Annotated in this window: 20 protein-coding genes and 1 pseudogene; 2 read left to right on the top strand and 19 right to left on the bottom strand. The window is 38.5% G+C overall.

Features of this window, described 5'->3' with window-relative positions; translation table 11 throughout:
• From K0I73_RS12250 to gspG, 10 genes are read right to left on the bottom strand one after another with little or no spacing between them, the layout of a single operon-like run.
• Positions 1 to 513, bottom strand: coding sequence for a hypothetical protein (locus K0I73_RS12250; protein ID WP_220061382.1), 513 nt, complete (start codon positions 511 to 513; stop codon positions 1 to 3).
• A complete protein-coding gene (locus K0I73_RS12255; RefSeq protein ID WP_220061383.1) occupies positions 510 to 1061 on the bottom strand; it encodes a GspMb/PilO family protein in 552 nt (183 codons plus the stop codon). Before K0I73_RS12255 ends, K0I73_RS12250 begins: the two co-directional genes overlap by 4 nt.
• Positions 1058 to 2131: a hypothetical protein gene (locus K0I73_RS12260; protein ID WP_220061384.1), complete on the bottom strand. Its 1074-nt coding sequence runs from the start codon at positions 2129 to 2131 to the stop codon at positions 1058 to 1060. The genes K0I73_RS12255 and K0I73_RS12260 overlap by 4 nt, the downstream gene beginning before the upstream one ends.
• A complete protein-coding gene (locus K0I73_RS12265) occupies positions 2128 to 3018 on the bottom strand; it encodes a type II secretion system minor pseudopilin (RefSeq protein WP_220061385.1) in 891 nt (296 codons plus the stop codon). Before K0I73_RS12265 ends, K0I73_RS12260 begins: the two co-directional genes overlap by 4 nt.
• Complete coding sequence (locus tag K0I73_RS12270) at positions 3011 to 3712, bottom strand: prepilin-type N-terminal cleavage/methylation domain-containing protein (protein WP_220061386.1); 702 nt, start codon at positions 3710 to 3712, stop codon at positions 3011 to 3013. The genes K0I73_RS12265 and K0I73_RS12270 overlap by 8 nt, the downstream gene beginning before the upstream one ends.
• Complete coding sequence (locus K0I73_RS12275; protein WP_220061387.1) at positions 3691 to 4104, bottom strand: type II secretion system protein; 414 nt, start codon at positions 4102 to 4104, stop codon at positions 3691 to 3693. Before K0I73_RS12275 ends, K0I73_RS12270 begins: the two co-directional genes overlap by 22 nt.
• Complete coding sequence (locus K0I73_RS12280; RefSeq protein ID WP_220061388.1) at positions 4067 to 4477, bottom strand: prepilin-type N-terminal cleavage/methylation domain-containing protein; 411 nt, start codon at positions 4475 to 4477, stop codon at positions 4067 to 4069. The genes K0I73_RS12275 and K0I73_RS12280 overlap by 38 nt, the downstream gene beginning before the upstream one ends.
• The gene (locus K0I73_RS12285) at positions 4464 to 5654 is read right to left on the bottom strand and encodes a type II secretion system F family protein (protein WP_220061389.1); all 1191 of its coding nucleotides are present in this window, start codon (positions 5652 to 5654) and stop codon (positions 4464 to 4466) included. Before K0I73_RS12285 ends, K0I73_RS12280 begins: the two co-directional genes overlap by 14 nt.
• Positions 5654 to 7390 carry a GspE/PulE family protein gene (locus K0I73_RS12290; protein ID WP_220061390.1) on the bottom strand — a complete coding sequence of 579 codons (1737 nt, stop codon included), beginning with the start codon at positions 7388 to 7390 and terminating at the stop codon, positions 5654 to 5656. The genes K0I73_RS12285 and K0I73_RS12290 overlap by 1 nt, the downstream gene beginning before the upstream one ends.
• The gene (gspG, locus tag K0I73_RS12295) at positions 7368 to 7772 is read right to left on the bottom strand and encodes a type II secretion system major pseudopilin GspG (RefSeq protein ID WP_220061391.1); all 405 of its coding nucleotides are present in this window, start codon (positions 7770 to 7772) and stop codon (positions 7368 to 7370) included. The genes K0I73_RS12290 and gspG overlap by 23 nt, the downstream gene beginning before the upstream one ends.
• Before the next feature lie 722 nt (positions 7773 to 8494).
• Here gspG and K0I73_RS12300 point away from each other — a divergent pair.
• Both K0I73_RS12300 and K0I73_RS12305 read left to right on the top strand, forming a co-directional pair.
• Entirely contained in the window at positions 8495 to 9712 is a 1218-nt protein-coding gene (locus tag K0I73_RS12300; protein WP_220061392.1) for a glycosyltransferase, read from the top strand.
• Complete coding sequence (locus K0I73_RS12305) at positions 9709 to 11034, top strand: MOP flippase family protein (RefSeq protein WP_220061393.1); 1326 nt, start codon at positions 9709 to 9711, stop codon at positions 11032 to 11034. Before K0I73_RS12300 ends, K0I73_RS12305 begins: the two co-directional genes overlap by 4 nt.
• A gap of 104 nt (positions 11035 to 11138) precedes the next feature.
• Here the strand turns inward: K0I73_RS12305 and K0I73_RS12310 are convergent, their stop codons facing one another.
• The 9 genes and pseudogenes from K0I73_RS12310 to K0I73_RS12350 all read right to left on the bottom strand — a co-directional run bounded on the left by K0I73_RS12310 (position 11139) and on the right by K0I73_RS12350 (position 20871).
• Positions 11139 to 13010, bottom strand: coding sequence for a BNR-4 repeat-containing protein (locus tag K0I73_RS12310; protein WP_220061394.1), 1872 nt, complete (start codon positions 13008 to 13010; stop codon positions 11139 to 11141).
• A 274-nt stretch (positions 13011 to 13284) separates the two neighbouring features.
• Positions 13285 to 14529, bottom strand: coding sequence for a polysaccharide pyruvyl transferase family protein (locus K0I73_RS12315; protein ID WP_220061395.1), 1245 nt, complete (start codon positions 14527 to 14529; stop codon positions 13285 to 13287).
• A 433-nt stretch (positions 14530 to 14962) separates the two neighbouring features.
• Positions 14963 to 15157: pseudogene (locus K0I73_RS12320) on the bottom strand (transposase); the annotation flags it as partial.
• Positions 15158 to 15263: 106 nt separating this feature from the next.
• The gene (locus K0I73_RS12325) at positions 15264 to 16016 is read right to left on the bottom strand and encodes a glycosyltransferase family 2 protein (RefSeq protein ID WP_220061396.1); all 753 of its coding nucleotides are present in this window, start codon (positions 16014 to 16016) and stop codon (positions 15264 to 15266) included.
• Between the two features lie 14 nt (positions 16017 to 16030).
• Complete coding sequence (locus tag K0I73_RS12330) at positions 16031 to 16837, bottom strand: glycosyltransferase (protein WP_220061397.1); 807 nt, start codon at positions 16835 to 16837, stop codon at positions 16031 to 16033.
• A gap of 47 nt (positions 16838 to 16884) precedes the next feature.
• Positions 16885 to 17790, bottom strand: a complete 906-nt coding sequence (locus K0I73_RS12335; RefSeq protein WP_220061398.1) for a glycosyltransferase — start codon at positions 17788 to 17790, stop codon at positions 16885 to 16887.
• Positions 17787 to 18614 (bottom strand): glycosyltransferase, encoded by an 828-nt coding sequence (locus K0I73_RS12340; RefSeq protein ID WP_220061399.1) that lies wholly within the window; start codon positions 18612 to 18614, stop codon positions 17787 to 17789. The genes K0I73_RS12335 and K0I73_RS12340 overlap by 4 nt, the downstream gene beginning before the upstream one ends.
• Positions 18615 to 18669: 55 nt before the next feature.
• Positions 18670 to 19944 (bottom strand): hypothetical protein, encoded by a 1275-nt coding sequence (locus K0I73_RS12345; protein WP_220061400.1) that lies wholly within the window; start codon positions 19942 to 19944, stop codon positions 18670 to 18672.
• 18 nt (positions 19945 to 19962) lie between these two features.
• On the bottom strand, positions 19963 to 20871 hold the full coding sequence (locus K0I73_RS12350; protein ID WP_220061401.1) for a Wzz/FepE/Etk N-terminal domain-containing protein: 909 nt from the start codon (positions 20869 to 20871) through the stop codon (positions 19963 to 19965).
• Positions 20872 to 20914 lie beyond the last annotated feature (43 nt).

A 20914-nucleotide genomic window follows, 5' to 3' on the forward strand; every position in this document is an offset into this window, starting at 1 on the left:
TTACTTAGATGCGTCATTATCGATAAACATTTTTAATTCAAGCGTCGCTTCATCCGGTCCGTTAAACGACGCTGTACGCAATGTAAGTTGTGCTAACTTAAAGCCAAATAGTTCATCACCGATACTAAGGTTATGAAACTCGGTCTGCCCGTCTTTAACGGTCATCACTTTTGCCTTGAGGGTATCGGCAATCCTATAAACTGCAACTAACTTCGGTGAATAATCCAGCAAACTTTCAACTTTATCTTCTACCGCTTCACCAGTTTCATTACTCAAGGTTGGCGTTATGGCAAATGAACTACTAAACGCTCGTTTATTTTCAAGGCTACTGTTGTGCTCAATCAGTTCTATGGTTGGAACTTGGGTTAACTCACGTTCGTTGCGCTGTTTTTTATCGGGATATGAGCTAATGATCAATGATAGTCCGTGTAAAAAAAAGCTAATAAAAAGAATGAACAAAACGAATAAATCACCGCGTCTGAGCATTCCAAGCTTGAGCATCATTGATTTCATTCACTACCTCCCACATCCGACTGCGGTAAGCTTGCGATAACAACCAACTCAACATTTGCAGTGAGTATCTTAACCTTCATATTCTGTTTACGGACGGTTGTTTGCACTATTCTAAGCATAGGAGTGCCCGATTCGAGCGCTTCTAAATAACTCATCAACACTTCTGGTGTTCCTGACATATATAAGCTAACTGGATAGCCAGGAATAGTTGAATCCGTTCTTGGCTTTACGTTGGTATTTTTAAGTTCAACTCCCATTTTTTTAGCTTGCGACTGTAATGTGCGTAAAATTTCAACTGATGCCATGGAGTCTTTAGTTGTTATCCAATTAGTGTCCAACACTTGGTAACTTTTCTCTATGTTATCCGCTAACACTTCAAGCTGTTTGCTGCGATTTTTTGTCTGAGAAAAACGTTCAACATTTGCCGATAACCGCGCTATGTTATCCGTTTTTTCGTTTATCCATTGCACCCATGGTACGAAGACAAATTTAATAATCACTAGTAGTAATATGATTAACAAACTGTATTTATTACGAGAAGTTGTCATTTCGATACCTCCTCTATAATACTCTCAGGACGAAAAACCATACTGATCGTAAAATAATCAATCTCTTTTCTACGCTGAACCTGCCTGTCGAACCGCACTTCAGCCCAGTGAGGCGAAGCACTGAATTTTGCTAATACCTCTGTCGCTGATGCCGTTTGTCCGGTTAATTGGACCAACGCACCGCGGATTTGGATATTTTCCAAGGTAGCAATGTCACCAAGATCTTTAACAAATGTATGTATGATCTCGGTTTGTGATGGATACTTATCAAGAAAACTTTTATATGACTCTACAAGTTCTAGCTGTGTTTCTAACTGTTCTTGTCGCTGAAAAACCGCGTTTGCTTCACTCCTTAACTGAGTGACATCTTGTTCTAGCTGATACTCGCGCCATGATGCCCAAGAAGAAATAATAGCCATATAACAAGCCACTGCAGCAACACCAATGGCTGATAACTTTTTCCAATTAAGCGAAGGTAAACGATTATTTGCTTGATAGTGAAACAAGCCAAGCAACATTCGAGGTTTTACAGTAACTTCTTCAGATATCAATAGCTGTTCACGGTCAAGCACAATGGCTTCTTGCTGACTGGTCACGCCTAACGCATCTAAAAAGTTACGTGGATCAACCATTAATCCGGCTATGGACGTAATATTAAGATCACCGTCCTTGTGTAAAAACGCCCAATAGGGTTTGTTCCCACCAATTCGGTACAACTGTTCTGGGATTAACTTGGCATACATCAGCCATGTTTCAGGTAGCAATAAGCTGATACCGTCAGGTAAACTTTTGTAGACATCAGCTTTAATCACTGCAAAACAAACGGTGTAATCTTGGCTATTCGCGGACCGAATAAACCACAACACTTTATGACTTCCACCAGCCAGTAACTTAGACTCATTGCGAATCAATTTAATTAAATCAAGAAATCCGCATTTATAATTGCGGATTTCTTCTTGATAACTTCCTCGATTGAGTACGACAGTTTGGCATAGGCTATTTTTTGTTTTGTTGGTATCGGAAGATCTCAGCCATCTCATGTCTCCGAACGCAAAATTAAACCAATTCAATTTGATACAACCTTAGAATACTCAATTTTTCTCTCTGCTATTTGTGTTATCCGTTCTGTTCCATTAACTCTGATCAGCACAAACGAAATGTGATATGCAACATTATTGACTCGAGAGGTCATTTCGACCTTGAGCCTTTTAGATGGATAAAAGGTGCTCTGTTCTCCACTCTGACGCTCTATAGCCTCGTTAACATCTTGCCAGTTTTTACGAGCATCTCTTGCTAAACCTGCACGATATTCACCCATCATAACCTCAAGAGTTTCTTCAGGAACAAAATCAGCATTTAGTTGATCACCCGAGATGTATGCAAGATACGGCGAGATTTTTGCCCATACGGTCGGCGTCATCCCCTTAACCAATGCTAATTCGGCAATAGACTGAGGAAGGTCGTTGCGCGGTAATCCAGGCTGCTTATAATCCCTCTTTTCAGCACCGTTGAGATGTAAAAAATCATCCTCATCATACCAATCTTTCAACGCCGCAATAATATTATCAATGTTTGTCGCCCCACCATAAGCTAACAACCCCCTCCAAGTTGCTTCATTAAATGGCAAAACTGAAGTTAGACCTGAAAGGTCGGTCAGTTTAACGGTGACGCCACTATAATCAAATGATTTCCCATAAAAATTTGTTGCTTCGGGAAAACCTGATTTTACACTTAACTGAGGTGATGGCCCGTAAAGCCATAATAGACTCGTAGAAAGCCGATATATTAGTTCTTCCTTTGTGGACTCAAGTCTGCCTCTTGCTGCGACAAAATCTTTGGCTTGCTGTGCCAAATTCAGTGTTGAGCGAATAGTATATTGTTGTACCGTAATAACGACTGATATGATCGTGGTTATCATTAGCACTAACAACAATGCCATACCACGCTGTTTAAGCATCAAGGGCCCCCGTAAAGTACCTTAACTTATTAGGGTCGTTATCAAGAATATTACTCCAATATTCTAGATTTTCTTTAGCATTACGATCTTCGAAAATTTGGATTTTGACCCAATCGGGTAAAAGTTCCAGCTCTTTTCCTTGATATGTTTCAGACCAACTAGGTTGGGGACGCGATGCCAAAGGTAAAAACTCCGACATCGCATTATATTTATCCATTCGCGATTTATAACCGAAATAGGTTATTTTGATTGCCTCTGCGGGATAAAGCGGCAACTTGAAGTTTTCACAAAGTGCTTCGGCATCAAATACACCACTTTGAACCAGATCAACTGATAATGATTGTTCACAATAAGTGAATTGACCATCTAAGATTCCAAGCCACGACTGCGCAGCTTGGTCCTGTTGACTTAAGCCAGTCCGACTTACCCAAAAAATATCGGTATGGTTGCCTTTAAAAAAAGGAACAAATCGTCCATTAGGTGATTTGTATAGATAATAAAAAGCTGATGTTAACTGCTCCTGCCAACGAGATTCTTTAAATAATAGATCAAGTGACTTTTCAACCTGCTTTTGCTTATTTTGGAACCCAGCAATGTAATAAGAGTAAGCGCTACTCGATAACATCATCACAGACGACATGATCAACATAGCAATCAACATTTCGAGAAGTGTCATACCCTGTTGCTTAACCATACAGCCTGCTTAAATTCAAAATTATGTTGAGTGTTTTCATTCGTCACTTCGATACTAAAAAGATGTAGCTTACCGCTGCCACTCTCTGGCAAACCAGTTTCTGGGCTAACTGAATTAATCTCTGGTTTCGCTTCAATTAACTCTGCTTTCCAACTATATGGCATCCCCACCATATTCAATTTCCCTTCGGTATCCCCTTGTTGCAATGCAAAGCGAATCGCAGCCATCAGCGATTGCACGACTCTCGCTTCTTTTAAATACTGCTGCGTGCGCCGTTGGGTATCAAAATTTTGTTGATAGACAACGCCAACAAGTCCCAACGCCATAAACAAAATGATCGATGCTATTAACACCTCAATCAGGGTCATTCCAGACTGTTTTTTTCTCTTCAAAACTTAATTCCCATCGTCTGGAGTCTACTGCGGCAGCGACTTTTTCTGTCGGGCTTGCACCAGTCGGTTCAAATTGAACTCGAACATTATCAAACGCTATGTGTTCTGTCTTTAGCGTTTTATCATAATCTTTAGCAAGCGCGGTAATTTGTTTGCCAATAAATTTTACCTGTATAGGTTGCTGCAAAAAAAAGCTATCACGCCTCACCTCTTGAATAAACAAATCGATAAGTTGAATTTCACCCGATATTCGTGACTTTTCTACATTATCGACTGTTAACGGTAAAATAATGCTCATGCTCAATGATAACAACAGCATCACGACAAGCAGCTCGATAAGAGTGAAGCCATTTTTAGTTTTAAAGTGGTACATCTGACGTAGACACAATACTGAGCAACATGGTAACAACAACTGAGCCGACCATGCCTCCCATAACAATGATTAAAATGGGTTCTAACATACTGGTCAATTTGATAGCCCATTGCTCAAAACGCCATCGAGAACGTTCAGTTATCTCACCAAATACTCCTTCTAAATTACCACTTTCTTCACCGACTCTAATCAGTGACAACATCACAGGTTCTAAAATATCAGTTGATGCTAACGCATCAGAAAGCATCCACCCTTGTGAAACTTGTTCTTTCACCCGGCTGAGCTGCTTTTGCAATTTGACATCCGTAACTACCGGTACAGAAAAAGCGAGAGCTTGCGCTAACGGTAGTCCACTTTGCAACATCAAGTGCATCGCTGATATATAACGAATTCGTTCACTAAATAACAGTCCAGTGCGCAATAAAGGGAGCTTGCGCATCACTGCTAATGCCGTATTTTTAAACCAGGGTTTACGATATGAGAGCAGCGCAAATATACCCATTCCCGCTATAAAGATACCTAAGAAAAACTGATTTCTGCGCATCCATGCACTCGTGTCGATAAGAAACTGAGTGTAACTTGGAACATGCTTCATATTATGAAACAGCCCCTCCATACTAGGAACAATAAAGTTAAAAATAGCAAAAAGCGCGACCATACAAACCATAAAAATAAAGCCAGGATAGATCATAGCTTGGTTAACTTTTCCTTGTAGCTCGTTTTGGAATTTTAAGTTTTTCCCAAGTCGCTCTAGGGTAATTGCAAGTTTGCCTGACTCTTCACCAATACGAACCATCTGACAAAATAGATTGTTAAAATAACGAGGATATTTAGCAAAAGCGATATGGAGCGAATGGCCACCTCGCACCGACTCTGTTATCTCCGCCAGCATCGCAGCAGCAGTGCTATTTGCATTAGAATCGGACATCATCTCAAATGCCCTATCAAGCTGTACACCATTGCGCAACAGCAAGGACAACTCCATAACTAACTGTTCTAATTCACCATTACTTATTCGATTAAATAAACCACTTTCAACCTTTTTCTCGTGTACCGATAATGGATGTAACTCCTTTTCTTTTACTATTAGTAGCGCAGCGAATTCAGACTCAGCCCGAATTCGCCCTCTTACTTTTGCACCCGATTTATCTAACGCCTCGAATTCCCACGTTTGCATTAGCCAGCCACCCGCATCACTTCTTCATAGGTGGTCACACCATTCAAGACCTTAAGCAGCCCATCCTCTTTTAATGTTCGCAAATTATTTTCAATTCTAAACTCTCGAACTTTTTCTATAAAAGTGTGATCTTTAGGCATTGATTGTACTTCTATATTATTCGGTAAGTATTCAAGAATTGCCATCCGACCTTTAAAGCCACTACCACCGCAGCTTTCACAACCTTTTTGAATACAAATATGCGGATGAGAGACTCCATATTGCTTAGCAATATGGTTCACTTCAGGTAGCTCAAGTAGGTGCTGAACATTTGGGTCTGGCACTTTACAGTTTGGACACAATGTTCTGACTAGACGCTGCGCCATAATCGATATGACAGACGCATTCAATAGAAACTCTTCGACACCTAAGTCTAATAATCGAGTGAAGGTGGTTGGTGCGTCGTTAGTATGTACTGTACTGAAAACTAAATGCCCAGTTAAAGATGATTGCATTGCAATCCTTGCTGTTTCATGATCGCGAATTTCACCTATCATGATAATATCAGGATCCTGACGCACAATACTTCGTAGGCCTTTCGCAAAATCATATCCAATTTCAGTGTTTACTTGTACTTGATTAATGCCGTCAAGTTGATATTCGATAGGATCTTCAAGTGTAATAATTTTAACAGCCGGTTGATTTAACTTTGCCAAAAAAGAATACAAACTGGTTGTTTTGCCGGAGCCTGTTGGCCCTGTCATCAAGATAACACCAGTGGTTCTTGCTAAGTCTTTTTCAATTCGAGAAATCAAATCAAGCTCATAACCAATGGTATCTAAACCAAAGCTAACAGACTCCTTAAGCAGAAAACGCATAACCATACTTTCGCCTTCGCCTAAGGGCAGCGAAGAGACACGGATATCTAGCTCTTTTCCTGCGACACTGGTTTCAATCTTACCATCTTGCGGCTTTCGCCTTTCAGCAATATCCATTCCAGACAATATTTTTATACGAGATATAACCCCCAACTGCAGATCAATTGGGATATTCTCACTCAAGTGTAAAATACCATCTACTCGATATCTCACACGATATTGACCTTTATAAGGTTCAATATGCATATCTGAAGCACGAAGTTTAATGCCTTTTACGATTAAACTATTTACAAGATTAACCGTAGGAGCACCAAACGCCAGCTCACGTAGGCGTTCTAGTTCATTACCACCTTTTACACTTGTCAATTTTTGTTCGGAGCTACGCTCTGCCAATAACTTAATGCGTAATTCATCAAACTGCGATTGCGTCGCAAGATGGACATCTAAATCAAATTCAGAATCAATCCATAATTCATAAATTTGGATATTAAGAGGATCTAAAACGGCCACTGATAGCAAGCCGTCACGGCCTCCTTGAGCGAAAGGTAGAATACCTTCCTCAACACCTTTACTGACATCAAGTGACAATATAAATTCTGGTGTCAGTGATAGTTCGATATCGGAAGTGAATAAAGGTAGTGATAAGTAGTCGGCATACAAAGAGGTTAATTCATCTTTTTGTATAACGCCTAAGTTAATCAAAATCTTCTCTATTCGGCCACCTAACTCTTGTTGATAATCTAGTGCTCTTTGGAGTTGGTCGTGGGAAACAATTTCTTTCTCTTTTAAAAAACGAACAATACCACTACCTTGGTCTAAACTAGCCTGAGAAGTTGATGCCTCTTGATCGTTGGCTTTACTTATACTCGATATCGGCATTCTCGCCTTCTCCACCTTCACGACCATCGGCACCTAGGCTAATCATATCAAATGGACCATTATTACCAGGGAAACGGTAAACATAAGGATTACCCCACGGATCGAAAGGAACGTCTCGCGGCAAATAGGGACCATCCCATTTTTTATTAGTGCTCTGTCTCAATTCAGTTAGATTATCGGGATATTTACCAACATCCAATCGATAAGCATCAAGAGACGTCGCTAGCATTTGCATTTGTGCTGATGCCGTACCTCGACGCGAAGACTCCACTTTAGAAAACATCTGTGGCGCAACAAGAGATGCCAGAAGGCCAAGAATGACCATAACAATGAGTAGTTCAATTAACGTAAAACCCTGATTTAAAAATCTTTTACTTCTCATAATTCTTGATTACCTGATAATTATTATCGATTAAAAAAACAATAGTAAAAACATGATTCTCTAGCGAATCATAAAGCCTACAAAACCAAAGCTAATACCCTATATAAACCTATACAGTATCAAGCCTATAAGGAATGAAATGCATCTGGAAAAGAAAGGCTATTTATGATTAAACAACTGGCTTTGATGATGGTGATATCGGCGCCTATTATGACGGAAAGCTTTCACTAAAATCAAGTTACCACTAGGTGTTTGATGGAATGAATATGATTGAGTCATGTGAGTATTAAAAGTGGTCAAAATAACCGCGTTCTCTTGTGTTCACCTTGTTAAAGATTCAGCAATTATCGGTAATATTTGGCTGACTTAGTAAAATGCGTAATACGCGATCTCTTAGTGAAAACCTTTGCGACAAAATCCTTGCCAGATAGCTCCAAACAAAAGCACTGACTTCTTATCTATTTTCCTTTTGACAGCAACAAACGAATTAAACTATCAACTGTATTACTTGAGCCTACGCTAGCATCATCGTAAAATGCCCCCCTTTTATAGATAGGACAACGCTGTGAGACTGACAAAATGAACAATAAACGAGTACTAATTGCTGGAAATCATACTTGTGGAAGCCGAGGTGATTCAGCAATTCTCAGAGGGTTGATCTGTTGGATATCGAGAACAGCACCAAACATCAAATTGGTAGAAACAGCATTAAAGGAAATATTATGAAAGTCATCTATTTCCTAAGTGAGTTTCCATGCTACTCAGAAACATTTATCATTAATCAAATCAATGGACTAATTGAACGCGGTATTGATATTCAGATCATTACCCTGAAACAGGGTGAAGCCAAAGATATCGAAATCATTAAACGCCACGATCTAATATCTCGAACCACTTGCCTCACAGATGTATCTGACGGCAGTATTAACAAGCGCTATGTACAACTTAAAAACATTCTCTTTTCTCTGACTAATTCAAATTTCAGGAAAATAATGATGAGAAAGTTGAAAGATAAAAACTTTGGTTTTGTTAACTATGCCAATCTCATCAAAAAAAGAAGCCACTTTGAAGCCGATGCCATTGTTGCTCACTTTGGCCCTAGTGCCATTATTGCCGATGACTTAATTGAGCTTGGCTGCTTGTCTGGCAAACTCTATCCCGTTTTTCATGGGTATGACATTAGCCACAAAAATGTACTAAAAAAATATTTACCTGCATATCAACGTCTATTTAAAAAAGAGATTATAGCACTTCCTATCAGTGAGTTATGGCGACAAAAACTATTAGAATTTGGCTGTCCAGCAGAAAAAATTCTTGTTAATCGTATGGGGATCGATGCTGATTGTTTTACCTTCAACCCCCAAGTAAAACTCCACTCGCCTTTGCAATTGCTCACCGTCGCACGTCACTCAGAGAAAAAAGGATTAGAGTATTCGATACGAGCGATGAAACTTTTACAGGCTGCCAACATTGATTTCCAATATAATATTATTGGTACAGGTCCTTTATTCGACAATCATCTGCAATTAATTCGCGAGCTGGGGCTAAAAAATTCGGTGACATTACTGGGCTATCAAGATCCAAACGCAATTAACCAACATTTAGAAAATACAGATGTATTTATCCTACCAAGCGTTACCGCAGAATCTGGAGATATGGAAGGCATTCCAGTTGCGTTAATGGAGGCTATGGCCAAGGGCGTCATCTGTTTATCCACATTACACAGTGGAATTCCAGAACTGATTGAAAATAATCACAGTGGCTATTTAGTCCCCGAACGAGATCCTAACGCATTGGCGACCATATTAACTGAAATAGTTAATGGAAAACACAATCTTGCACAGATCAAGGCTACCGCGTTACAAACAATTTTAGATATTTACAACCAAAAACATATTTATGATCAACTAGCCGACTTGCTAAGGAATAATACAAAGTGAGTCAACTCAAAAAACAAGCGAGTTGGACCCTAATCTCCAGTGTCGTGACAGCTATCGTACAAATGACTCAAATGGTCATTCTAGCTAGATTAGTCACAGTAGATGAGATCGGACTGCTTGCAATAGCAAATATTGCTATTGCACTTGTACTGGTATTTCAAGATATGGGGCTTAGTAATTATCTTATACATCGGCAAAATACAACATCTAGCGAAAACTCTGCGCTACTATTTGTTAGTCTATGTATTGGTATTTCATTAGCTGTAATAACAGTTGTTATTTCCCCCTTCATCAGTCAATTTTATCAACAACCCAAACTTACACATCTTCTTTCTACTGCTTCAGTAAATTTTGCCATAATAGGTGTGTGTTCATTATTTCAAGCAAGCTTAGTCCGAAATTTCAAACAAAAATCACTTGCAAAAATTGAGATAGTTGCACGTATTATCAGCTTTTCATTTGTTATTTTTTATCTTTTTTTGTTCGAAATAAATATTATTGCCATAATATATGGAACCATTGTTAATGCCATCATAAAACTTATTCTTTTTTCTACCTTTAGATCTAATGATTTTAAATTTTCTTATAAACCAGAGTGGTCAATAGTCCTCCCTGCATGTAAGTTTGGTATATATCAAGTAGGCTCTCAAGTCATTAATCAATTAAGAACACAAGCAGATCAAATTATTTTAGGAAAATTACTGGGAATGGAGGTGTTAGGTTTTTACTCTATCGCTAAAGAACTTATAATGAAACCAATACGCTTCATTGGTCCATTGATTTCTAGACTATTGTTACCAAGATTTGCGATAAATCAACAAAACGATGCTAAGACGAGCCAATTACATATAAAGACTATACAAGTATTAAGCTGGTGCAATTGTTTGATTTACGCTTTTATCAGCCTACTTGCCTACCCGATCATTTTACTCTTATATGGCATTCGCTACCTAGAAAGTGCAACACTACTGGCCATTCTAGGACTATTTGGCATGATAAGACCATTAGGTGGTGTATTTGCAGCATTAGCTCAATCAAGAGGACGGAGTGATATCGAATTCGGGTGGAACATCATCGCTGGTATTATTATGACATTAGCCATTAGCATCGCAGCACTGAACGGCAGTGCATTAACGGTTGCGATAACTCTGTCTGCCATTCAAGTTTTTCTGACTCTTTTATCAAGTTTCTACTTTAGTTACACACTCAAACTTGATACTCAACGCACTTTCATAAAAACAATAGCTATACCATTACTTATATCAATCGCAGTTACTGTATTGACTTCTATCTTAGCGACAAATTTGACTACGTCATCATAATCAACAAGTAAGCCTATCTGAAGCCAGGGCGGGATCATACTTTGTTAATAGTAGGGAACTTCTTCGATCAATGAAAGGTGTTGAAGGCGTATTTACTCGGACGCTTACGAAATAGGAATAGGTACACTTACATTAATCCTGTTTGAGGTATTCCAGGGAGAACATCCGGTGTCATTACATGCGCGAACACGGTACTCAGATGTTCTGGCTGGTTGATTAGTATAGGTCACCGACGTTTGCGGGGCAGTATATGTCTTTCGATATGTCCAAGCCCAATTACTGGTAGCTGAACGATATTCCCTTTCGTAATAGTCCGCATTGCTGACACTACTCCAGGTAATGGTAATATCATTACCGTTAGAGACTGATGCATTCACTGGGTTGGGAGAAATAGGAATAGGTACACTTACATTAATCCTGTTTGAGGTATTCCAGGGAGAACATCCGGTGTCATTACATGCGCGAACACGGTACTCAGATGTTCTGGCTGGTTGATTGGTATAGGTCACCGACGTTTGCGGGGCAGTATATGTCTTTCGATATGTCCAAGCCCAATTACTGGTAGCTGAACGATATTCCCTTTCGTAATAGTCCGCATTGCTGACACTACTCCAGGTAATGGTAATATCATTACCGTTAGAGACTGATGCATTCACTGGGTTGGGAGAAGCAGGTAGAGGGATATCTGTAGATAAATCATCACCAGCAAACAATGCATATAACTTACCTTCAGTAAAGCTAACTTCTGTTGGTGCTGTTGCATAAACAACATCTAACCCTGTGTTTTTCGTTTGCACTCTGATTCGTTCAATATGTTTATTAGGCGCTATAGAATAATGGCTCCAAGAGCCATCACCATTTTTTTCCGCTACACGAATTTGTTTATCATCACTAACATAGTATGTTCTAACTCGATTACCAACAAGAGTATGGCCTAAAGCAGCAATAGTATCTTGTGTGCTGAATAAACTAGTTCTATCTACCCACGAGTCGCCATTCCAGCGAATATGGAAAACTTCATAATCACGGCTACCGTTACTTGTATTATTGGTACGATACCTATACACAACACTAGGTCTATTTCCCTCACCTAAAGCTAACTTAGCTGATTGCAGACCTTTACCTACATTGTTTGATGTGAAGCTTTCACCAGATTCTAGCCCTTGATAAAAAATCCCTTGTGTAGATAAGGTTACTGGGCTGGCAACTTCAGTCCCATCAGCAGTTCTAGTTTTGCCAGTGTCAGGCTCATATTTCACGTAACTACCATAATGGCGATCTGCTCTAGGGTGGTCATAAGACCATTCCCAAATTATATGAACATCGCCATTCTCATCGACAGCAACATCATCAGGATAAACACGAGTATTGGTTTGTGATGCAAAGGTGGTAAGCAAACTCCATATTTGAGTATTAGTATCCCAACGGAATAACAACCCTTTACCTATGTCCTCTCCACTAACATCGCGGACAATTACATAAACATCGCCATCTGGTGCTGTCGTAGCAACAGGGTATGTGTATTGACCTGAACTGAAGCCTATATCTGTATTACGTTTAATCTTAGCTACACTCTCAGGACTTTCAGAACGGAAATATCTAAAACCATCTGTGTCACTATGATGATCTGCAAACACATGAACATAACCATCGCCATCAACTGCAACTGTGGGTTGGTCATGACCAATATCATCATTATGTACCCAGTGACTGCCGTCAGCATTTTTTATGTAACCTTCAGTGTAGTCACCATTCTGATCACGTTTTGCAATTTTAACTTTGTGATTTCCATTAGATGTACCAATAGAATTAAAAGCAAAATAAGCATCATCTCCTTTTAAGGATAATGGCACCCACCAGCCAGCTTGGTTACTCGAATCAACATATGCCACCTCCTCAATTTTAACGTCAGCTTGCGCAAGGCTCATTGTCAATGATATAAATAATGAACAACCTAAGATCTTTCTTAATAACATAAATACCCCTTCATAGTATTATCTATTATCGAACTAGTGAATAAATTTGATTTAACATATCGCAAGTCGGTGTATTCAGGTGGTAATTACCGAGCAAATGGTCAATACGCTTGATACCATGTAGTATTGTAATGACGCGCATGGTGTTGTTCTAGTTTGTTTTGGCGAAATTGATTAGATCAAACAGCACCATGCGTGTCTACAAATTGGTTGTAAAAGAAATTATCTGGGGATTCCTTAGACAAGGACATCCACGCAATTTTTTGCTTTATAATTATAAATACTTTCCAATAACTTCTAATGCTACACGCTTAGTAAATTGTACTTCATCATTTACATGTTGAGCACATTTCTCCTTTACAGATTCAATATTATCAAGCACGTAAGATATTTTTTTAAAGGTATCATCAGCATCAACATCACGGATCCAAATAGAGCGATCATCGAAATTAAGCTGCTCTAAAACACCTTTTGATTTGTGTTCATAAAAAATGGCAAACGCAGGTGTGCCAAATCGCATAGAAATAATTGCACTATGTAGTCGGGTACCAATTGTCAATTGGCATTGACCTAAAACATTTCCAATTTCTAGATCATTTAGTTCATCTTGAATTATGTAGAACATTTCAGTATTACGAACATATTTGTTAATACATTGTTTAACAACACGATCATCATTATGATATGAATCAAGATTTGTACAAGTATTAACAGCAATGACTGGATGACCTCGTTCGTTTAACCAATTAACTAAATTTGCCATTTTTTGTTCAAATTGATCTTGCGTTATGCCTAATCGCTTATCAAATGGAGCTAGACTACGAGCAGTAATTGCAACGGTATTATGGCCTAATTGCTCTTGAATATGCGCAGGCAGTTTGACACGTTTAGGTTCCACTAACCACGCACAATCTCCACCATTTATAAGATTAAAGTTGGTAAAGCCAGCTTTCTCAATCATTTTTTTAGTTTCACTTTCTCGCAAAACAATCGCGTCAGTACGGGACAAAATTGATTGGGTAATCTTATTAAATCGATCGATAGAAAATGGTCCAATACTATGCCCAAGAACGATGACAGGAACATCTTTAGCTTTTGCTAACTGCATGATGTCATAGTTATTAGTACCATAATAATCAACAAAGTAAGAACCACCAACCATAACAACAAGATCATACTCCACGATCTTATTAAGTTGTAACCTAAACGCTTCAGGTAACATAAAGCTAAAACGCCCACGAAACCTAGATACCCAGTCTAAAATTTCTGGTAAAAAACGATGTTGAACTCGAGCAAAAAATTTACTGTTTGGGTTTAAATAGTACTCGAACATACGGTCTGTAAGAAAGGTATGCTCAGGCAGGTTAAACCTACCAGCTGAGGGGAAACGGGTTAACGTTTCAATATGAGCATTAGGGTAAGACGCAGAAATAGTATCCACTATACCACGTAAAATAGCTGCGTCCCCACGATTCGCACAGCTATGACAGCCCGCAAGCAGAATTTTTTGTTGTGACATATATACTCCCTAATTATTAGGATTGCCATTATAAGGAGTAGTTAAATTGCAAGCAAACGAAAAGTCACATTAATTCCATTAAGTCATCACTAACTATATGTGGTCTGTAATATCACCTATCCGACATAACAATTACTTACCTGCAAAAAAATTAATAACATTAATATCAATTCGGGAGGATACCATTCACTCGCTTATATATTTAATTTGGCACCTAGCATTTTTTGTTTATTGTGCTGCCCCCTTGCTTTTATAGAACTAGAGAAAACCAGGGAGTTTACAGAAATAGATCAAAACGCTTAAGCAGAATAGTACATTTCGAATAATTACTAAATCGTAATAGTTACTATCTTCGCCGTAAAACTGCTTTGTTTCCTAAATCGAACTAACTGTATATTCCGTCTTCTTTGACCAGTGTTCCGATTTTGGTTGGCTTTACCATGAGCGCGGTGGTGATTGCTAAATCACTAAACACAAGCGGCCGACCTTTTTTGCCGAATTTAGTTATGGCCTTCCAAGCAGAGATGACTTTCTCATCAATCCAGAAGGTCAGCGAACCACGGTTAATCAATGCTTGATTGTACTGTTTCCAGTTAGTTGTTTTATAGCGGGCTTCGACACGGTTGATTTATGAGTCTGTGAATGATGTCGATCTGATCATTAATTACAGATTTAGTTCAATCGATTTAAGAAACAAAACCCCGCAAAACTGCACTTTCATACCATAACTAGCATCAAATTCGATTGAAAAATCCATTTAACGCATAAAAGCAGAAATATCGAAACGAAGGTAGAAACGGTAACTTTTCTACTTCGCGGTATACTCTCCACTGATACTTAGCAGCAATTATTTTATTCGAAGAGACACTATTCGCGGCCACAGTATAGTCGGCTAGTACCTCTGTTAACCCATGAGCATCGCCAATCTGTCGCATAATTTTAAGCCAGAGCGCAAAATCTTGTCTCTTTGCTATATTTGGCATATACACTTTACCATTTAAGCGTTTCGTATCGTAAAGTGCTGTAAGACAACCAATGCGACAACACTTTAACAACTCTTCGTAAGTTAATTTTTCAGGGGGGATAATAAAACCTAACTCGCGACCAGATTCATCAACTCTGCGATACGCGGTATAAGACAAAGCAACTTTATGTTTATCCATAAATGTCAATTGTTTGCTTAGTTTTTTGGGATACCACATATCATCAGCATCAAGAAAAGCGATATAACGACCATTAGCATGACTAATTCCCCTATTACGGCTTACAGCTGGTCCTGCATTCCATTTACGAGTAATGAGTTTTATTCTATGGTCTTTATCAGCATAAGCTTGTACAACAGCTCTAGTATTATCAGTTGAACAATCATCGACAATGAGCATTTCCCAATGCTCATAATCCTGTTGTTGGACCGACTTTATCGTTGCACCAATACTTTCAGCGCAATTAAATGATGGAGTAATAACAGACACTAATTTATTTTTCATCGACGAACCCGTCATCACTTCGAAACGGGCATAAAATACCCCTTTAATAACAAAATAAACGAGAATTTCCCCTCAAGCTGAAACTTACTTCTATTTTTTAAATAAAAATAACAGATTGCTGGTATCCCCAAAAACACGCCGAAAATCTGTCGGAACGCAACTCCTCGGCAAAGCAGTGCTTCTTCTGTATTAAACACTTTTCCAGAAGAAAGTTTCGGGTGATAACCAATCACTTGAGGACAAGACTCCAAACGCAACTTCTTATCGATTAATCTCGATAAAAAAACCGGTTCCTCACAAGCAGGAAGGCTTGTTCCAGCCCCAAGATACTCAGGAAAACAGACTCGACTATTTCGCAGCGATTCAAGCTTACAGGCCATTTCAATAGAGCCAGTCTTCAGAATAGTTTTCCTATTATGAACAATAATGTCCTTCGGATAGTCTTTGAGTAAGGCTCCAGTATCCGTATCGGCAATTTGGAAGGTGATGAGATCTGCTTTTTCCTGCTTATCAAAGGCATTTATAACAAGCTGATAAATATCAGGTTTCAAGGTGACGTCATCATCCATAATCAAAATATAGTCGCCAACGGCATTCGCAATAGCCACATTGCGGCTCTTAGCTAAGCCCATCCCTTCAAGCGCAATATAATGTATATCAGGCCTGTCATGGCAGAGCTTTTGAACTTCATCTTGAAACAGTTCTGTTTCTACTTGATGCACAACAATATACGACAAACTAGGATGCTTGTGTTTTACAACATCTTTTACAGCAGATATTCGCTCTTTATAAGTAGATATCAGAATAGATAACTTATGCATGTTTGCCTTCAAAATGGGGATACCTCAGTTTAATCTCGAGCATTTAATTATGACTTTCTCAATCGTTTGGAGACACTTAGTCTAGTTCGCGTGATAAACGCGATTAGAATGCGAATGCCTAAGCTTTTGGCATTCAAGGTTTTATGCATAGCGTTTGCTCTAACCAACCTTAAATACTCAATAAATAAATTACCACTTTGACTATTAAACAAGTGTTTAATGTCCCCACCAGATAATTCATAGTGCTCTATTATAGGAAATTGGCGTAAGGCCCTATAAGCTGCGTTTAACTGCTCATCGCCATACACACTCGACACACTCGAAGAGTGTACCCTATACATCAGTAACTTATCAGCTAAATTGACAACCTTTAACTGCTCTCGCCAACTAATTCTAAGCCAGAGTTCATAGTCCTCTGCGTGTTTGTATTCAGCATCGTAATTTAATATGTGCCCACAAACATCCACATTAAACATTACCGTAGGATGAGCAAAAGGAGAACCAAAGAGTAAAGATGCCTTCAACAACCCGTCATCACAAATAATTTTTCGGCTACCAATCTTGTTATCATTCTCATCAATATAATGGTATCCAGTTCCCACCAGGGCGACCGACTTATCATTTAGCAGATGCTGAACCTGTTTCTCAATTCTCTTCGGATGAGCAATATCATCGGCATCCATACGGGCAATAAACTTACCTTCAGCCATTTGTATAAGCTGATTAAGGGTATACACAAGCCCCCTATTTTCGCGACTAATAAACTTGACTCGATCATCGGCTTGTTGAAAAGCTTTGATAACATTTTCACTACTATCTTGAGAGCCATCATCAATTATCACTAACTCAAGATTTGGATAAGACTGGGTCAAAATGCTGTCTATAGCGGAAGTTAAAAATTTTCCTCCATTATAAACAGGCATAATGATAGACACTAAAGGAGAGTCGCTCATTGACGTACCAACTTTACAAGCATTCTTTTAATGTTATGAGTGTTAAATAGTCTGAATAGATCAAAAACCTTAATCTTGTTACCAGAGATAATAAGCAATTCACTTTCTATTGTTTTTAGGTGTTTTTTACTTAGAATATCCCTGTACTTAAACATAAACTGCTCGATACCCATTTTGGCCTTTTTTGAAGTGCTTATTCTCTCACTTTCATGGCTTATATCCATTATATAGTCAACCGAATCAAGCCCATATGCATCGCCAAACTTTTGCATGATTCTAATCCAGCAATCATAATCCTGCCAAGCGAGTAAATCTTCATCAAATAAACCAGCTTCAACAATTCGACTTCGCTCTACAAAAACCTGATTACCAACATAATTCTTATGTAATAGACGGTCGAGATCGAGTTGACCTTTTTGATTTTCACTATTTCTAGCATGAACCTTAGAAACTACTTTTCTTTGAGAATAATAGAATGAATATTGGCCATTATAGTTATTGATAAATGTGGAAATCCTTGTCGGCAAAAAAAAGTCGTCATCATCTAATCCCGTTACAAAGTGACCTGTACAGTTCTGTATTGCTAGGTTTCTCGCATGATTAGCGCCGAGAGGTTTATCAGAACGAATATATTTCACTCTATCATCGCGTAACATTAGATCTTTGCAGATATCAGGAGTGTCATCGCTTGAACCGTCATCGGAGATAATCACTTCGATATTTTTATAATCTTGATTCAAAACTGAATATACAGCCCTAAAAAGAAGACAGCTTCTGTTATGTGTTGGTATATATACAGATACCTTTCTATCATTATCTTTCATATCTTAATAACTCAAATTCTAAATAGATCTCGTAAACAGGTTATCTAAAAATTAATTAATTTTTCTTAACCTTAATATGCCCGAGTCGATAGCACACCAGAATCAAACTCAATACCCAAATAAAATGAGTACTTAAATATTCTGAGCGATACAATGAAGTTATAACCATATGTATTGTAAGAAGTAATCCTGCCTCAACATATCTATCATTCATATACCCCTTAAGCCCATGATAAAGCAATAGAGCGAAAAATATTATGATAAAGCTTAATCCTACAAAACCACCCTCCCACAACATATCGAGATAAAAATTATTGGTAATACGAAATATGAAATCTTCTTTAGGAAGCCCAAATTCGGTAAGTACCCCCATGGTCCCCATACCATGGCCAAACATAAGTTGGTTAAAACTACTGTTAGCTATCAGTTGAATTAGAGACGATAGAAATTGACTACGAGAAGATTGACCAGCGGTCTCACCTTGTACCTTGTAATAAAGAAACTCTAAAAGTATATCGCCAACAAAAATGATGAAAACAAAACAAAGAAACATGCCAAAGATAAAAACAAAATCATGCCCCTTTAACACACCTTTCATTAAACTACGAAAAAGAGACAAGATCCCATATACAAAAATGAGCAATAGTAAATTGATATACACGCCACCAGAAAATGAAAAAAGCACGACAAAGAGGCCTAACGCATAAAGAGTATACTTAATATCTCTCCTGGCTATAACTAAACCAGTAATAATTAAATACTCTATTAATAGCGGCGATAGAAAGTTAGGCTCTTCAGCGATTGAGGTTAATCGTTTAGGCACTACAGAGCGAATCGCACTTGGAACGCCATGCATCCAATCACGTGTTTCGATAAAAAATGGAACGCCAACTAAATTACCAATAAATTGCAAAATACCAAGAAGAATGAAAACTAACAAAACAAAGAAAGCAACTCGTAAGGCTTTTTCTAATTGTTTTACATCACTAGATGCGAGCCATATATTCACCAAGTAGACCATCATCAAAACCGTAACAAAGGTAAATAATCGTCCAATTATGACAGAGTCAATATATTCACCCGTTAGATGCTCCCTCGTGAGCAATATAGCAAAAAGGGAAATGACAAAGGCTGCGACATAACACAGGTTAGAATAGAGAGCTAGAGACCAAAATCTATTTTTCTTTGACAGTAAGCTACTAAGAAAAATTACCATTAAAGCTAATAAAAAAATAGAAACAATAACAACTTTATTCCATTGTGTTGTGGATAGTGGCCCCACTATAAGAAATAAGAACATAAATATAGACAACAATCTATATTGGGTCATTTTCCAAAACATCTGTAGTTACTTTCTCGCCAGAATATGACGAATCAAAGCAATCAAAAGTGCTAAGAATCCCCCGATAAACGTCCCCAAAATACATATAATAGCTCTGCGAGGAGAGTCTTTCTCTTCGGGAACAACCGCAGGATCGATTACCTTGAACACATACTCCTCTTGAACCTCTGCAAGCATCAGCCTTTTAGTTTGCTCCTCTACCAACTGATAGAAAACCTTCTGCATTTCAGCCACTTGGGTGGAATTTATTTTTTCATTAATATAGGTAATATTTGCGGTAAACTCTTTTATATCGCCTTTCTTTATCCATTGATTCAAGTCATCCACCAACCAATCAGCCCATTGTTGTGCTAAATAGGGTGATTGTGACTCTACCGATAATTTGATAAAGCCGCCCATTTTCAACCGTTCATAATCAACTATCAGCTCAAATTCTTTATAAGCCTCCCATGCAGTCGGGATAACTGACTTGCCTTCAGCAACAGGACGAATCCACTTATGGGAGCTTTCATCATATAGATCAGACTTAATGACGACTTCTCCACTAAGTGCATCCCAGCGCTCCATAGCCATTAACGGGATAAGTATGTTTCGTTTGTCGATAAAGTGTTGTGTAAATTTGCGCGATTTCAGCGTCTCTAGTGCCAAATCCACTCTTGAAGCTCCCAGCTTTCCCCCCACATTTATCCCAGCCATAGCAGCTATCCCGCCCAGCTGATTAAGTGCACCAGACATCTGCGAGTCTTCAAGAGCTGGAGCCAACAAAACCTCCGCTTTGTATAGGTTGGGCAAAGAAAGAGCAAACAGCACTGAGGTTACTGCGAATATTGTAGTGATAATTATGATTAAAAATTTCTGACGCCACAAAGATGTGAGTAAGTCTTTTATATCAATCTCTATTTCTTGCTTTTGCATAATTATGTTCTATGAATACGTGAGCGATAAAAGCTCAGAAATT

This window comes from Shewanella mesophila, assembly GCF_019457515.1.
GTDB classification, from domain to species: domain Bacteria; phylum Pseudomonadota; class Gammaproteobacteria; order Enterobacterales; family Shewanellaceae; genus Shewanella; species Shewanella mesophila.

What these genes read in the sequence shown, in the direction of transcription:
- K0I73_RS12300 (WP_220061392.1), top strand. Translation starts at nt 8,495, where the DNA reads ATGAAAGTCATCTATTTCCTAAGTGAGTTTCCATGCTACTCAGAAACA.
- K0I73_RS12250 (WP_220061382.1), bottom strand. Translation starts at nt 513, where the DNA reads ATGAAATCAATGATGCTCAAGCTTGGAATGCTCAGACGCGGTGATTTA.
- K0I73_RS12330 (WP_220061397.1), bottom strand. Translation starts at nt 16,837, where the DNA reads ATGCATAAGTTATCTATTCTGATATCTACTTATAAAGAGCGAATATCT.
- K0I73_RS12325 (WP_220061396.1), bottom strand. Translation starts at nt 16,016, where the DNA reads ATGAAAAATAAATTAGTGTCTGTTATTACTCCATCATTTAATTGCGCT.
- K0I73_RS12270 (WP_220061386.1), bottom strand. Translation starts at nt 3,712, where the DNA reads ATGGTTAAGCAACAGGGTATGACACTTCTCGAAATGTTGATTGCTATG.
- K0I73_RS12315 (WP_220061395.1), bottom strand. Translation starts at nt 14,529, where the DNA reads ATGTCACAACAAAAAATTCTGCTTGCGGGCTGTCATAGCTGTGCGAAT.
- K0I73_RS12335 (WP_220061398.1), bottom strand. Translation starts at nt 17,790, where the DNA reads ATGAGCGACTCTCCTTTAGTGTCTATCATTATGCCTGTTTATAATGGA.
- K0I73_RS12290 (WP_220061390.1), bottom strand. Translation starts at nt 7,390, where the DNA reads ATGCCGATATCGAGTATAAGTAAAGCCAACGATCAAGAGGCATCAACT.
- K0I73_RS12265 (WP_220061385.1), bottom strand. Translation starts at nt 3,018, where the DNA reads ATGCTTAAACAGCGTGGTATGGCATTGTTGTTAGTGCTAATGATAACC.
- K0I73_RS12350 (WP_220061401.1), bottom strand. Translation starts at nt 20,871, where the DNA reads ATGCAAAAGCAAGAAATAGAGATTGATATAAAAGACTTACTCACATCT.
- K0I73_RS12255 (WP_220061383.1), bottom strand. Translation starts at nt 1,061, where the DNA reads ATGACAACTTCTCGTAATAAATACAGTTTGTTAATCATATTACTACTA.
- K0I73_RS12310 (WP_220061394.1), bottom strand. Translation starts at nt 13,010, where the DNA reads ATGTTATTAAGAAAGATCTTAGGTTGTTCATTATTTATATCATTGACA.
- K0I73_RS12280 (WP_220061388.1), bottom strand. Translation starts at nt 4,477, where the DNA reads ATGTACCACTTTAAAACTAAAAATGGCTTCACTCTTATCGAGCTGCTT.
- K0I73_RS12345 (WP_220061400.1), bottom strand. Translation starts at nt 19,944, where the DNA reads ATGACCCAATATAGATTGTTGTCTATATTTATGTTCTTATTTCTTATA.
- K0I73_RS12285 (WP_220061389.1), bottom strand. Translation starts at nt 5,654, where the DNA reads ATGCAAACGTGGGAATTCGAGGCGTTAGATAAATCGGGTGCAAAAGTA.
- gspG (WP_220061391.1), bottom strand. Translation starts at nt 7,772, where the DNA reads ATGAGAAGTAAAAGATTTTTAAATCAGGGTTTTACGTTAATTGAACTA.
- K0I73_RS12340 (WP_220061399.1), bottom strand. Translation starts at nt 18,614, where the DNA reads ATGAAAGATAATGATAGAAAGGTATCTGTATATATACCAACACATAAC.